We start from the raw sequence: 14,262 nt of genomic DNA, 5'->3' as shown, positions 1-14,262 counted from the left end.
AGAACCAGCAACTCTACGGGTTTGCACGCTTACGCTGCTCCTTCTTTTTCCAAGTTAAAGCCGCAACTGTAAACTGAGGTTTACCATTGAGTTTGAGATAGGTGCGGCCAAGATATTCACCGATCATACCGATGCAGAGAGTCTGCACGCCGCCGATAAACAGGATGGTTGCGATCAGTGATGCCCAGCCTGCAGCCATATCCGGGTCGGTCAATTTCTGAATAATGATGATGCCAATCATAATCAGACTGAGCAGCGAGAGGGCAAAACCCATCAATGAGGCAAAACGCAGCGGTGAAACAGAGAAGCTTGTCGCCATCTTCATCCATAGAGAAATCGAATTAAACAGCCGATAGTTGCCTTCACCTTGAAGGCGAGGCTGATGCTCTACATCAATGGAGGTAATTGAGCGGGTGACATCGAGAATCAGACCATCAATATAGGCGTAGGGGCCATCATACAAAATAACCTCATTTACCACCTCTCTGCTCATGGCTTTAAATGATGAGAGATATAAACCTTCGGGTTTGCCGAGGAATTTTGCCGATGCCCAGTCATTAAAGCGGCTGCCCAGCTTTTTCCAGAGTGGGTGCTTTCTATTAAGGTAGTGGGTGTAACAAACATCATAACCACTTGAAATTTCAGCGATCATTTCACCAATGGCTTCAGGTGGATGTTGCAAGTCATCATCCATGATGATTACGATGTCACCCGATACATGATTCAGGCCTGCCATGGTTGCATTGTGCTGGCCGAAATTCCGGCGCAGTGATATCCCTTTTATAAACGGATACTTTTCAGCCAAATCGCAGATGATTTCCCAGCTATTATCAGGACTACTGTCGTTAACTAGAATTAACTCGAACTGTTCGCTAAAACCTTCTTTCTGTGCTTCGACAAATATCTTTTCGACCAGTTTAGGTAAAATGGATTCACTGTTATAGACTGGAACGACAATAGAAAGCTGTCTGGTTGAATCAGTTGTTTGTTTCATGGTGGCTATTTTGCACTCAAATATAGATGCGACAAGTGTTAACTCCGGCCTATTAATTCACTCCGATGTGTGATCAGAGTAGATTTTGTTTTAACCTATATTTCATAGGCTTGACTCATTGTAGTGCCTCAGTATATCCAATCCTGTAGCCGCTGTAGCACTAAAATTAGCCTATAAGCTATCAAAATACTTTCATATTACAGTAACAAATTTTCATGCGAAAAAATTCTTGCGGGTTTGAGAAGCAATGTAGGACTAGCCAATACTTTCATTCGTGGTGACAAACCTTATCATTGCATGATGGCAAAACTGAAGGGACCAGAGTGATATGATTCTCGATCGATATTTACTTCGACAATGGCTCGTGTCATTTGTGGGTGGTTTGGTTCTGGTGTTGAGTGTGCTGTTATTGGGGCGTGCTCTTAAACTGCTTGGAACAGTCAGTGATAGTGGGCAAGCGTGGATTCTAATCGGTGAATTGCTCGTGCTGACGATGCCGTACTTTCTTATTCTGACTGTACCAATGGCCTTTTTTCTTTCAATGCAGAACACCATTGTATCGCTACAGCAGAATAGTGAAATGGATGCCTTACGTGCTTCAGGCGTCTCTTATACTCGAATGCTTCGAAGTTTTTTTGTGGTGGTTCTTTTGCTCTGGTTTGGGTTGAGCTTCACTTCAATGGTTCTGCTTCCACAAGGCCAGCTTGGTTTCAACAATATACTGGCAAAAGTTTATGCCATGAAAGGGGTGATTACCTTTTCACCGCAACGATTTACACAGGGTTTTGATGGTGTGACGGTGTATGTCGATGGCGAAGATGAGCAGGGGGTCTATCACGGCGTGATTCTTGAGGATCATCGCAGTGGTATATCGGTGATCTACACAGCAAAATCGGCCCGATTCATTATGGGTGGCAGTTATCTTGAACTGCGTATGGACAATGGTGTTCGCCTTGAAGGGGCGGGGGCTGACCAGCGTATGCTCAGCTTTGATCACTATCAGGTGAGTATACCACTTTCGGATGGCAACTGGCGTGAGAGAAAGTCAAAAGATCACGTGACCATGATGACGATGGGTGAGCTTTGGGAGAGCATACAATCAGCTAAACCGGATGCTGCTACAGCTGAGTTGAACCGGCGTATTCTGCTGCCTTCGACCGTGCTGATTCTCTTCTTCTTTGCACTGCCGTTATCCATAACACAGAAGCGTTCCGGTAAAGCAGGCTCACTGATCTCCGGTATTGCCCTGCTGGTGATGATCTACAATGCGCAACTGCTTCTTCATCGGCAGGTGAGCCAGGGGGCATTCCCCGGCTGGACGATGTGGGCGGCGCAGATTGCCATGCTTATGCTGGCCATGTTCCTCTGGAGACGGGCTGAAGCAGATCGCATGCCACGGCTCTTTGCAGTGGCGGGAGAATGGATTTATTTCGTGCATCAGTGGATCATGCACAGACTGGCCCATCGCTGGAGCCAACAGCGATGATTCTTTCAGGGTTGTCAAAAAAATCGAACCACGAATAGACGCGAATTTACACGAATCATAAGATATTCATTGATTCATGCCAAAAGCAGAGATCGTATTAAATAATCCGTTGGTAGCAGGCCAGTTGCTCTTCTGCCACTGCTTTCCAGCTATGTATGACCACTTCAGCTGGTTGGCCGATCAGTTTTTCACAGGCATGTGACCACTCCAGTGTGCCTGAGCCGATGTTCATGATATTTTCGGGCTCCAGTTCACTGCAGATGCCACAGGCGGATGAGACAAGCACAGGCAGACCGGCAGCACGGGCTTCGGCAATGACCATGCCGTAAGGCTCCTGACGGGCCGGATGCAGCAGCAGATCGAAGCTGGCATACAATGGCGCAACATCGGTTGGCCCAAGTAGCTGGTAACCATCTGACCAGTCACTGAACAGGTGAGCCACCTTTTCAGGATCAGGGCCTGCCACAACAAACTGCAGGGCAGGGCGTCTCTTCTTCAGCTCACTGACGATTTCGACGGCAATATCCAGACCTTTTCGCCGCCACTCCTTGCCGACAAATCCGATTACACCACCCTCTTCATCCACCAGACGTTGTGGTCTGGCCGGGATAATATCGACACCGGGGCTGACCGGCTCAACCAGCCTTTCATTGATCTCGGGGTAGTAGTTGAGTAGCGCATTGGCGATGAGTGAAGAGTTAGGAACCACTGCTCTGACCTGATCTCCACACAGCTCTCGCCTCTCCAGCCAGAGATTTACAGCAATGCGTGGTGAGAAGCGTTGCCACAGAGGTTTAGATTTTACTTTGGCAAAGGGGGGGCCATGAAAGGTGGTGACATGGTGAACTGCCGTGCGTTCATGGCTGTGAATAATGCGTTCAGAATCAGGGTTGGCGGCGACCCAAGCCGAAACCTTTCTGGAGAAACGCAGATGTGCCAGCCATCGGGGACGCCAGTGTACCAGCCCAAGTTCAATAACCTCGACGCCTTGCGGGGGGCTATCTGCAGCGAGCTTTTCACAGAGAACAGTGACCTGATGACCCATAAGAGCCAGCTCTCTGGTCAGCTCCCAGACATAACGTTCCATGCCACCCACGGGGCCATAGTGACGTGCGATGTGCACCAGTTTCAATGGTATCATGATCGGTCCGGTGGTTGCTGCCACTCCTGCTTGCGTTCACACAATTTGGCATAACGGTAAAAGGTACCTTCAAAGTTGCCGAAGGCGATAACAAATCCGGCCCAGCCATCGAGGAATCCGAGTTTGAGAATATAGATGCGGATAAATGCCCAGAGGCCGCGTAGTAGTGCTTTGCCCATGCCAGGCTCTACACCGCGGCGCTCAAGTTTTAATGCACCAAGTGTTGAATAACGCTTACCTTTATCCTGAATCTGCGAGAGATCCTTAAACGGGAACTGCCAGATGGCGTTGCTCATATGGTCTACACTACCGTGAATCTCAAAACCCTCATGTACCTCATCAGCTTCATTAAATATCAGTGCACCTTTGCGGAAGAGCTGGGGCTGCCGGTAGTCGGGATACCAGCCGCAATGTTTGATCCAACGCCCCATAAACCAGTTTCTGCGTGGCGTATACCATGTGTCGGCTGCGTCAGAGTTGTTGATAATGGTGCGAATCTCTTCAGCGGCCTCAGGTGTGCAGCGCTCATCTGAATCGAGGCTGAAAATCCACTCATGACTACAGGCCGCAATCGCATCGTTACGAAGCTTTCCGAAACCCTGGAAATCGATCTGAACGACACGCGCTCCGAGTGATTCGGCAAGCTCGGCAGTGCGGTCTGAACTGTGCGAGTCGGCAACGATCACCTCATCTGCCCACAAAGCACTTTTCACTGCCGCAGCAATCTTATCCTCTTCGTTATACGCAATGATGTAGACCGAGACTTTATTCATCTGCTTCCCCAAGCTGTTTGAGGCCATGTACGGCTTCAATGCGCGACTCATTCAGGCAAGCCTGAAGCATGGCGTCATTTTCTTCCAGTCTGTTACGGGAGAACTCCCGGTGCCAGAGGTGCAGAACCGGTGTGCCGCGCAGATTGCGACGTCTGAATCCGGCATGTAGCAGGCGGGCAGTGAGATCGGAATCCTCACGTCCCCAACCCTCAAAGCTCTCATCAAAACCGTTGATCTTTATCAGTGCCTGAGTCGGACAGGAGAGGTGACAGCCACGGATGCCAGCAAGCTGCTCAGTTGGTTTGGTTAGATAAGGCTTCAGATGCAGTGGAATAAGGCGATTAATATTGCCTTTGAGTTTCTGCTTCAGCCACCAGAAGAGCGAACGTGAGGTCTTCAATTGTGGCTGAACGCATAAAGTTTCTGTCCATCTTTTTGAGAGCAGGACTCTACTGCCGCTGATAAAATGGTTCCGGTCTGCAAACCTGCGGTGGGAAGCCACCATATCGGGCATCGGAATGCAGTCACCGTCGGTTAAAAGGGTGTAGGGCTCGTTTATTCTTCTGATGGTCTCATTGTGGATACGCGCTTTGCGAAAACCATCATCCGTCTGCCAGATATGGTGGATCGGTACCGGGAATTCGGCTTTGATCTGATCAATCAGCGACTTTGTTTCAGCTCCGGAGCCATCATCGGAGATATAGATGACAAAGTTGAGATCACGCTGCTGGCGATACCCCTCCAGTACCAGACGTAAAAAGTCCGGTGCATTATAGGTGGAGATGACGACAGCAAGCGTGGCTGGGTTCACTGCTTGGGTTTTCTCAGTACAGCCAGCATATCATGCCCTTTCTTACTCCAGCGGGCTGGAATCGCCAGCAGTTCACGCGCCACTTTGGCTACTTCGTAAACAGCTTTGGAGGCATTCTTGCGTTCGACAAGATTGACCCGTTTGGTCGTGATCTCATGTACATCCAGACCGCACTTCTCAGCCAGCAGTGAGATGCTTTTAGGATTAAAGAAGCTGATATGACCGCCATGACTGCGGATATCGAAATACTCCCAGCTGCCGCCCAGCTGTCTGACGGTCCAGGAATCGGCATTGGCAGTACCGATCAACAGCAGACCACCGGGTTTGAGAATGCGCTGAATTTCACGGATCACATCAGAAGGTTCCAGCAGATGTTCGATCACCTCAAACAGGGTGACGACATCGAAATGGTTGTCGGGGTAACGGGCATCCTGCAGAAAGCCGGGGAAGACATCGAAACCAAGGCTTTTGGCAGTTGCTGCCGCCTGTGTGGCTGGCTCTGCACCGAATGCCTCATATCCACACTCTTTGGCGACCAGCAGCAGTGCGCCACTGGAGCAGCCAACATCCAGCAGTTTGGGTATCTGAGTCGCTGCGACCACTGCTTTGGCATCGTTGAGCATTTTACCCATGCGCTGGTGGTAACGGATTTTGTTTTTACCGGTCGGCAGGGTGCCCTCGGGGACATCAAACTCCTGCATCGATTCATCAAACCAGGCTTTGCCACAGGCACTGAGCAGCTGACCACAGGCAGGGCAGCGTTTCAGATTGCCCTCCGGCAGTACAATAGAAGTGGTTTCTAAGGTGCTGCTGCAACCCACCGGGCAGTGGTTGAAGATGGCATCTGTAACGTCTCTGTTCATAACTGTTGATCCTATTCCGGAAAGCTGCTGATTCCGGCACTGGGGCAGGGCAAGGGTTCGCGCTTGTCACGCCAGTCTGTTTATTGTGTTGCCGATGCTACCTTGGCTTCGCTTTTAGCGTAACCGGTGAGATTGGCGATGATGCGTCCGAACTTGATTTTGGCAATCAGTTTGATGGGGATATGACGCTCATCATCGCTCATATAGAGGGTCATCTCACCTTTATTGGTGAAGATGCCTTCTGACAACAGTTTGGGTTTGACGATCAGGCAGGAGACCTTTTCACCCCAGGGTGCCTTAAGCACTTTTTTCTCTTTGGCGATGGTCACCTCGATCTCATAACGCTTACGCGAATCAAAGACCGGTATTTTGATCAACTGACCCGGCGTCAGCTTCAGATTGCGCACCGCCAGAAATGCATCGATGACACTCAGGTGACCTGCCGGCACATCAAAATGTTCAGTAACCTGATTCTGGGTGTGGGTGACCTTGTTCTCCTGCCAGAGAAAATCGGTACGTTTTACAGCTTTGTATTTACGCTCGTGCAGATTGGCATCAAAGAGGGTGCTCTGCATGCGGCCGTTGATACAGATGCCTTCAGCAGTGATGTAATCACGAACCTTTCTGAAGATATCCAGTGCCTTGTTGGTGCGGGCGAATGTTTTGACCTGCCAGCCACTCTGTGAGGCTGAGATATCCATGGTTGCAGAGCCTGCATTGATAAACTCCCAACCGACATCAAAGCTAAGGTGTTCACCGTTATAGGGCATGCAGCTTACCGGGTTTTCAGATGCAGCGACGACCTCCGCAGAAGCACTCTGCGCAGAGATGCAGATTGCCAGCAGGATCATCAGAAGTGAGCGCATGGTGGTTGTTACCAGCTGCCGTGATACCAGGCCAGTAGAATCATCATCAGGGCACCACCGGCAAGGGCTGCAACATGGTTCCATTCGCGGTGCTGTTTTACCAGCGCCCAGCTAAAGGAGCCCTTTGATACATCACTACTCCAGCGCAGAGGAATCAGGGCCGGTCTCTTCTCCATAAAGTGGACATAGGTATCACCGAACAGGTTGATCAGGTTTTTCTCCTCATTCTTCCAGGTTGGCATATAGACAATGAAAAATGAGATCGTAACAATGATAAAAGCCAGTATGCTGTCGGAGACAATGCAGAAGCCGGTGGCAACCAGCAGGTGGCCCAGATAGAGCGGATGTCTGACCAGTGCGTAGGGACCGGTCGTTGTCACCTTGGCAGATTTATGGATGTGGCCTGAGGCCCAGATACGAACCAGTTCACCGATGACGATGACAACAAGGCCGGCCATAAAGCTCTCCCGACTTGGATGGGCAAAGATAATAATAGCCAGCGCCATAAGGATGCTGGCGGGAATGCGGGCGCGCAGAAACAGCTTATGGAGGCGCTGGGCGGATGTGGTTTCAGAGGTCATTTAATATCCTTATGATCGATTCAGGCTGGATGGTTTGCATGCAGACAAAGTTATCGCATTTGCGACTGAAACAGGGGCCACACTCCGGATTGGATTCGATATGCCAGTGTAACTGATGATTTTGGTCATGCTCACTGCACTCCAGTGGGGCGGATCGCCATGATGCCGAAGGGCCCCAGAATGTAATTGTCGGCCTGCCTAATGCCGCAGTCAGATGAAGCAGCCCCGTATCTGCACCCACAGCAGCACGGCTTTGCCTGATCAACGTGCACAATGCTGACATATTCAAACGTTCGGGCAAGGCGAAGCCGTTACTCTGCCCTGCTAAATATTCCGCTTGAGCTCGCTCCTGATCATTTCCCCAGCTGAAAAGTGGAACGATATCACGGTTTGTCAGGCTCTCTGCAATAGCCAGCCAGGTTGTTTCGGGAAGTTGTTTGGTCTCCCAGCCACCGGCGCTATGCAGTATCACATAACCATTCTGTTGCAGGTTGAAGCGGGCAAGCAGGCTCTCATCTTCGTTGATCGAGCTGTTATCCAGATCAATCGTGGGTGCAGCATAGGGGATAGGTTTATCACGCGCTGGTTCACTGAACGGGCCGGCTGCAATGCGGCGGTAATACTGTACAACATGGCGCTCCTGTGGATGGAACTCAACATTGCTGATCAACAGGCTGGCAGGTTTTTCACGCAGGAACTTTTTATCAAAACCAAATACAGGAGTGCCACAGAGGCGTGAGAGCAGGGCGGATTTCATCAGCCCCTGCAGATCGATCACGGCATCAAAACCAATGTGGCGAAGAGTGCGTGTAACCTGCCATGCTGAGCGCAGCGGTTGTTTGCCTTTCAGAGCAACGCTGTGCACCTGCACCTGTTTGGGAAGGACTTCGGTAACAAAGCGGTAGCGCTCATCAACCAGCCAGTGCACTTCATCAACCTCAGGGCGGGCCAGAAGATCATCCAGTGCAGGCAGGCAGTGGATGATGTCACCAAAAGCGGAGAGTCGTACGATCAGAATCTTCATCGTACTCAATCAGCCAGCCAGCATGGCGAGGCAGCTTTTCGTTAACATCTCTGGAGTGATATTGGCCATGCAGGGATGACCTTTTACTGTGCATTCGCGCTGTAGGCATGGACTGCAATCAGCAGGCTGATAGAGGATGCTAAGCTTCGGGCCGCAGGGAGAGGTACGGGCGGGATCGGTAGCTCCGAACGGGGTGACAGTTGGAATACCGATGCCTGCGGCCACATGCATCAGTCCTGAGTCATTGCAGAGCATCAGTTGTGAGGCCGCGATCAATTGCAGGGCCTGGCTCAGTGTTGTTGCTCCAGTCGCATTCCAGAATGGGGTGTCGATATTCTCTAAAATTTTCTCTGCAACAGCATGATCCTCGGGCATGCCCAGAATCATCGGCTGCCAGCCCTGCTCAGCCAGAGTTTTAACCACTGCTGCAAAACCTTCAGCAGGGTAACATTTGGCTGTGCCGAATTGGGCACCGGGTGCAATACAGATGGTACGATCAGCATCAAGCCCATGGTTCTGCATCATCTCTCTGCCGCGCTGCTTATCTCCAGATGGTACAATTAGTTCAACCGCATCATCTCCGGTAGTGATGCCGGTCTGTCTGGCAAGATCCATATGAAAGCCACGATGATGTTCACTGCGGGTGTCGATGCGTGGGGATATGGCCTGGGAGAGCAGCAGAGACCGCCACTGGCCGCGATAACCGATGATATTTTTTACGCCGGCTTTTTTGCAGTTCCAGGCGCTTCTGAAACTGTTGGGAAAGAGGTATGCGGTGTCCGCTGCCATGATGGTGTCGCTAAATTCTGCCCCTTCAATATTCAGGTAGGGGAGCAGATCTTTGAGCCAGCCACGACCACAGACGCTGATGCGGTAGTTTTCAAACTGTTGTCGGTAGTGGCTTGAGATCGCAACCATGGCCGGTTGGGCCATAATAACATCGCCGATCCAGTTTGGAGGCATCAACAGTAGATGGTGTCTGTTACTCATGCAGTGCTGGTCAGATCAGTTTTTTCATGGCGCCCGCAGATAAACAGTCGCTGTTCACGCTTAAAGAAGGGGAGCCAGAATCTGGCTTTACTCTGATTGATCTCCTCGCGTATTTTGAAGTGGCGGGAGAGCGTGCTTCTTATGCCTCTGAGCGAGTAGTAGTAGGGGCGGGTTTTAGTGCAGAAGATGGGGAAGAGCTGTTCGGCAAGGTAGTGCAGCCTGGCCTCCAGCGGGCTATGGGTGCGCATATCAATGATAAGCGTGCCGTCATCTTTAAGCAGCCGCTCCATCTCATGCATGATCAATTCCGGATTGAGAGAAAATGAGATCGTATTCAGGCAGATGATCAGATCAAAGCTTTCAGCCGGTTTTTTAATACGCTCAGCTGTGGTGGCCAGGAACTCGCCCTCAGGCAGCATGCCGGGAAACTGACGCCGGAAATCATCGATCAGGGGATCAAGGTAGACCTTATGCTTCAGGGGCAGATGCTGACTGATACAGATTGGTCCGCAACCGATCTCCAGCAGTGAACCCTCTTCTTTATCATATTGTTCTGCACAACGCAGCAGGATCGGCAGAATAGTCTGCTCCTGCAGCTCCCGATCAACATTGGGGCTCATCTTCTTCCATCGCGCCAGGGTTTTACCTTGTGAGGCCTGCCAGCGTGTGCGGGAGATCGGTTTATGTTTACTCATGAGGCCTGCTCAGACTCGCGTTCATCCAGATAGAGCCAGCGGCGGTGGATCCACAGCCACAGTTCAGGGCGCTGGTGAATTAGTGGTGCAAATGAGTCACATACCATTTGCATGATTTTGTTCTCATCGGTTTCCACTTCACCATTTGAGCCGGGGATTAATATTGGCCGGAAACGCAGTTTAAAACGGAATGATCTGCCGATGCGATCCAGGGTCACACCAATAAGCGGAGCGTTATATTTACTGGCTACGGTGGCGGGCAAGGTGGTTGTGTTTGCCATGTGTCCAAGGAAGGGGAGCGGTGTCCCGTTGGAAAGATGTTGATCAATCATGATAGCGATAGTGTGCCCGTTTTTCATGGCGCGGGGAAGCCAGCGCAGTCCCTCACTGCGGGAGTGCAGATGAGTACCAAAGCGGCTGCGAGCACTGAGTATGAACTGATCAAGGGCAGGCTGCCTCAGTGAGCGGTAGATCATGTCAGAATCATGACCAAGCAGGGAGATCGCCAGTGCACCCAACTCCCAGTTGCTGTGGTGCATAGCGGTTAAAATGACACCGTTTCCCTGCGCTACGGCATCTCTGTAGAGTGGTTCACCCTCAACCTCTATATGGGCGTTGAGGTATGCTTTGGAACGCATGAATACATGCGGCACCTCAAACATGGTGCGTCCCAGCTCGGCAAAGGATTCGTGAGCCGTGCGGATTTTCCAGGCATCGTCTCTATCAGGATAGATGCGGTTAAGATTGCGCAGGGCAATATTGCGGTGGCGGCTATCGATTAGATAAACGAATCGGCCCAAGCCTGCGCCGATGGCACCAAGCAGACGCACCGGTAGCAGTTGTACCAGAAAAAAAAGAGATTTAACGAGAAAGGTCAATCTGACGATCCAGTCGTTGATCAGTCGGTCAGCGCTTTTGCCTCGTCAATCAACATCACCGGGATATCGTCGCGGATCGGATATTCCAGTTTGCAGGCATCGCAGACCAGTCCGTTGTTGCTCTCATTGTAGCGAATTTCACCCTTACATTTTGGGCAGGCGAGGATCTCCATCAGTGCTTTATCCAACATTGTTCACTCCATCGAAACAGTAAAGGGGGTATGATAACGAAAATGCGGCCTGAAAACAGGCCGCATTGTGAATCGATTTACACTGCTGCTCTATTGTTAGTCGTCGTTAAGCATGCCGAACATCGCCAACAGATGTTGAAAGAGCAGGAATACATCCAGATAGAGGGTCAATGCTGCAGCGATATACTCATCATTAGGGTAGTCGCGCAGGATGTTTGAGGTGTCATAGAGGATGAAGGCTGAGAAGAGCAGTACACCGATACCGGAGAGGGTCAGTGCCATCATTGGTGATTCGAAGAAGAAGTAATTGGAGAGCCCGAGCACGATCATGGCGATCAGGCCGGTCCAGACAAAACCCTTCAGAAATGAGAAGTCGCGCTTGGAGATAAAGGCGTAACCGGTGAGTGAAACAAACGCGACAGCTGTGGTCATATAAGCCTGCAGTACCAGTGAACCTGATTTGGCAGCCACCATGCCGACCAGTGGCGAGATAGCCAGACCGGTGATAACACCAAAACCGATCAGAGCAACGAAATTCAGGCCGGGAACGTGGCGAACCGCCTGCACTGCGAAGATGCCGCCAATCATGATAAAGAGCATCATCCATGGATGTTCATAGGGGAATGCCATGCCGATGGAGAGGTAAGCGCCGATGCTGCCTGCTGCGATGCAGAGGGCGAGCATGCCATAGGTTTTGCCGAGGAAACCGATACGTTCATCGGCCAGCTGGGTTGAACTCATTGTCGTTGTATTCATGAATACCTCCGGAATAGTGAAACGTAATGTAGTGTTTGAACGAACTGGGTCAAGGGCGGTGGTGTTTTTCTTCAGAGACGATCTCCGCTTCGATAACCAGCGGATCGTGTGGTCTTGATTGGCCCGGTCCGTTGGGGCTGCCCGGAATCTGTACAGCCGGCAGAGCCTTGTTGATGAGCAGCTGGCGCAGTTGCGGAACCAGCAGCAGGAAACCGATGGAGTCGGTAATAAAACCGGGCGTGAACAGCAGCACACCGGCGAGCGCGATCATCACACCGTGAAAACCGTGATCCACAGGTGCTTCGCCGTGGGCCATGCGCTTTTGTGCATCAATGAGCGTGGATACACCCTGGTAACGAATCAAAAATCCGCCAAGTGCGGCAGTAAGCAGGCAGAGGGCGATGGTGGAGAGTCCACCAATGCCACTGCCGACCTCAATCAGCAGCCAGAGCTCAAGCAGCGGAACCAGAATAAATAGAGCAAAGAGAAATCTTAACATAGGCAATGTATAAGGGTTAACTCTGTCCGGTTCAAGGGGTATGGCAGTTGTATGATATTAAACGACGCCCTGACTCTTGAGATACTCTTCATAAGTGCCGTGATAATCGATAATGCCATCAGGGGTAAGCTCAATGATGCGTGTGGCGACCGAGGAGATCAGTTCGCGATCATGGCTGACAAAGATCAGTGTGCCCGGATAGTGTTCAAGTGCTGTGTTCAGTGATTCGATGAACTCCATATCCATGTGGTTGGTCGGCTCATCCAGCAGCATTACATTAGGGTTAAGAAACATGAACTTGCCAAACAGCATGCGGCCCTTCTCACCACCGGAGAGTGCTTTGACAGACTTTTTGATCTCATTCTGGGAGAAGAGCATACGTCCGAGGTTACCACGTACCTCCTGCTCACCATGCTCCTTGAGTTTCCACTGCGCCATCCAGTCAAAAACGCTGATATCTTCAGCGAAATCAGCCGAGTGATCCTGAGCATAATAACCGATCTTCACATTCTCCGACCATTTGATTTCACCAGAGGTTGGCTCCAGATCACCGGCCAGACAGCGCAGCAGTGTGGTTTTACCAATACCGTTGGGACCGATCACCGCAACGCGTTCACCGACAGGGATGGTTAGATCAAAATTTTCAAAGAGTAGATTCTCATCATAACCCTTACTCATTTTTTTCAGGTTGAGCACGATACGAAACAGCTTTTTGTCCTGCACAAAACGCATAAACGGTTTCATGCGGCTGGAGGGTTTGACCTCATCAAGCTTGATTTTATCCAGTTTCTTGGCGCGCGACTGTGCCTGTGTGGCTTTGGAGGCGTTGGCTGAGAAGCGGCGTACAAAAGCCTGTAACTCCTGAATCTCCTCACTCTTCTTGGCGTTTGAGGTGAGCAATTGCTCCTGCACAAGGGCAGCGGCCTCCATATAATCATCATAGTTGCCCGGATAGACGCGCAACTCACCATAGTCGAGATCGGCCATATGGGTGCAGACACTGTTGAGGAAGTGACGATCATGCGAGATGATAATCATGGTGCCTTTCTGGGCATTGATCACACCCTCCAGCCAGCGAATCGCATTGAGATCCAGGTTATTGGTAGGCTCATCCAGAAGAATGATCTCAGGATCACCAAACAGCGCCTGGGCCAGCAGTACACGCAGTTTCAGACCCGGTGCAATCGATTTCATCAGGTTGTAGTGATCCTCTACCGGGATGCCTACGCTGATCAGCAGATCGCCGGCATTGGCTTCGGCACTATAACCATCCATATCGGCAAAATGGCTCTCCAGATCACCGGCACGCATGCCATCCTCTTCACTCAGTTCATCCTGTGCGTAGATCTGGTCGCGCTCCTGCTTCACACTCCACAGCTCTTCATAACCCATCATCACCGTATCAAGTACGCTGAACTCTTCAAAGGCGAAGTGATCCTGACGCAGTTTTCCCAGCCGCTCATGTTTGTCGAGCATCACATTGCCACTGGTCGGTTCCAGATCACCACCGAGGATTTTCATCAGTGTGGACTTGCCGCAACCATTAGCGCCGATCAGGCCATAGCGATTGCCATCACCGAATTTGGTTGAGATGTTTTCAAACAGGGGTTTATCCCCGAACTGCATGGTAATACCGGATGTAGAGAGCAAAACACTGTTCCATTAAGCAAGAATTCCTTTCAAACCTTGGCTGAAAGGGTGGCGCAGCTTAGTG

General features: G+C 50.9%; 16 protein-coding genes. 1 reads left to right on the top strand and 15 read right to left on the bottom strand.

All coding sequences use genetic code 11. From position 1 onward, the window contains the following. Positions 1-13: 13 nt before the first annotated feature. Positions 14-994, bottom strand: coding sequence for a glycosyltransferase family 2 protein (locus F3F96_RS09875; protein WP_176963086.1), 981 nt, complete (start codon positions 992-994; stop codon positions 14-16). 328 nt (positions 995-1,322) lie between these two features. On the opposite strand from F3F96_RS09875, the gene F3F96_RS09870 reads away from it, so the two are divergent. Further along, positions 1,323-2,480, top strand: a complete 1,158-nt coding sequence (locus F3F96_RS09870) for an LptF/LptG family permease (RefSeq protein WP_176963085.1) — start codon at positions 1,323-1,325, stop codon at positions 2,478-2,480. A 97-nt stretch (positions 2,481-2,577) separates the two neighbouring features. Here F3F96_RS09870 and F3F96_RS09865 read toward each other — a convergent pair whose 3' ends face one another. The 14 genes from F3F96_RS09865 to F3F96_RS09800 all read right to left on the bottom strand — a co-directional run bounded on the left by F3F96_RS09865 (position 2,578) and on the right by F3F96_RS09800 (position 14,198). Further along, positions 2,578-3,621, bottom strand: a complete 1,044-nt coding sequence (locus tag F3F96_RS09865; RefSeq protein ID WP_176963084.1) for a glycosyltransferase family 4 protein — start codon at positions 3,619-3,621, stop codon at positions 2,578-2,580. Then, complete coding sequence (locus F3F96_RS09860; protein WP_176963083.1) at positions 3,618-4,394, bottom strand: glycosyltransferase family 2 protein; 777 nt, start codon at positions 4,392-4,394, stop codon at positions 3,618-3,620. The genes F3F96_RS09865 and F3F96_RS09860 overlap by 4 nt, the downstream gene beginning before the upstream one ends. Continuing rightward, the gene (locus F3F96_RS12730; RefSeq protein ID WP_176963082.1) at positions 4,387-5,205 is read right to left on the bottom strand and encodes a galactosyltransferase-related protein; all 819 of its coding nucleotides are present in this window, start codon (positions 5,203-5,205) and stop codon (positions 4,387-4,389) included. Before F3F96_RS12730 ends, F3F96_RS09860 begins: the two co-directional genes overlap by 8 nt. Then, complete coding sequence (locus F3F96_RS09850) at positions 5,202-6,068, bottom strand: class I SAM-dependent methyltransferase (RefSeq protein ID WP_176963081.1); 867 nt, start codon at positions 6,066-6,068, stop codon at positions 5,202-5,204. The genes F3F96_RS12730 and F3F96_RS09850 overlap by 4 nt, the downstream gene beginning before the upstream one ends. An 80-nt stretch (positions 6,069-6,148) precedes the next feature. Next, a complete protein-coding gene (locus tag F3F96_RS09845) occupies positions 6,149-6,934 on the bottom strand; it encodes a DUF3108 domain-containing protein (RefSeq protein WP_241697773.1) in 786 nt (261 codons plus the stop codon). A gap of 8 nt (positions 6,935-6,942) precedes the next feature. Further along, positions 6,943-7,515: an isoprenylcysteine carboxylmethyltransferase family protein gene (locus F3F96_RS09840; protein ID WP_176963080.1), complete on the bottom strand. Its 573-nt coding sequence runs from the start codon at positions 7,513-7,515 to the stop codon at positions 6,943-6,945. Next, positions 7,505-8,539, bottom strand: a complete 1,035-nt coding sequence (gene waaC / locus F3F96_RS09835) for a lipopolysaccharide heptosyltransferase I (protein ID WP_176963079.1) — start codon at positions 8,537-8,539, stop codon at positions 7,505-7,507. Before waaC ends, F3F96_RS09840 begins: the two co-directional genes overlap by 11 nt. A gap of 9 nt (positions 8,540-8,548) precedes the next feature. Continuing rightward, the gene (gene waaF, locus F3F96_RS09830; protein ID WP_176963078.1) at positions 8,549-9,529 is read right to left on the bottom strand and encodes a lipopolysaccharide heptosyltransferase II; all 981 of its coding nucleotides are present in this window, start codon (positions 9,527-9,529) and stop codon (positions 8,549-8,551) included. Continuing rightward, entirely contained in the window at positions 9,526-10,224 is a 699-nt protein-coding gene (locus F3F96_RS09825; RefSeq protein WP_176963077.1) for a bifunctional 2-polyprenyl-6-hydroxyphenol methylase/3-demethylubiquinol 3-O-methyltransferase UbiG, read from the bottom strand. Before F3F96_RS09825 ends, waaF begins: the two co-directional genes overlap by 4 nt. Beyond that, complete coding sequence (locus F3F96_RS09820) at positions 10,221-11,102, bottom strand: lysophospholipid acyltransferase family protein (protein WP_176963076.1); 882 nt, start codon at positions 11,100-11,102, stop codon at positions 10,221-10,223. The genes F3F96_RS09825 and F3F96_RS09820 overlap by 4 nt, the downstream gene beginning before the upstream one ends. Before the next feature lie 20 nt (positions 11,103-11,122). Then, on the bottom strand, positions 11,123-11,293 hold the full coding sequence (locus F3F96_RS09815) for a Trm112 family protein (RefSeq protein WP_176963075.1): 171 nt from the start codon (positions 11,291-11,293) through the stop codon (positions 11,123-11,125). Positions 11,294-11,389: 96 nt separating this feature from the next. Next, positions 11,390-12,049, bottom strand: a complete 660-nt coding sequence (locus F3F96_RS09810; RefSeq protein WP_176963074.1) for a Bax inhibitor-1/YccA family protein — start codon at positions 12,047-12,049, stop codon at positions 11,390-11,392. Between the two features lie 49 nt (positions 12,050-12,098). Then, positions 12,099-12,548 carry an FxsA family protein gene (locus F3F96_RS09805; RefSeq protein WP_176963073.1) on the bottom strand — a complete coding sequence of 150 codons (450 nt, stop codon included), beginning with the start codon at positions 12,546-12,548 and terminating at the stop codon, positions 12,099-12,101. 57 nt (positions 12,549-12,605) lie between these two features. Beyond that, positions 12,606-14,198 carry an ABC-F family ATPase gene (locus tag F3F96_RS09800; RefSeq protein WP_176963072.1) on the bottom strand — a complete coding sequence of 531 codons (1,593 nt, stop codon included), beginning with the start codon at positions 14,196-14,198 and terminating at the stop codon, positions 12,606-12,608. Positions 14,199-14,262 lie beyond the last annotated feature (64 nt).

The organism is Mariprofundus sp. NF, from assembly GCF_013387455.1.
In the GTDB taxonomy this organism is placed as follows: domain Bacteria; phylum Pseudomonadota; class Zetaproteobacteria; order Mariprofundales; family Mariprofundaceae; genus Mariprofundus.
The sequence above is the reverse complement of the archived record's forward strand: the minus strand, read 5'-3'. Positions and strand labels throughout refer to the sequence as shown.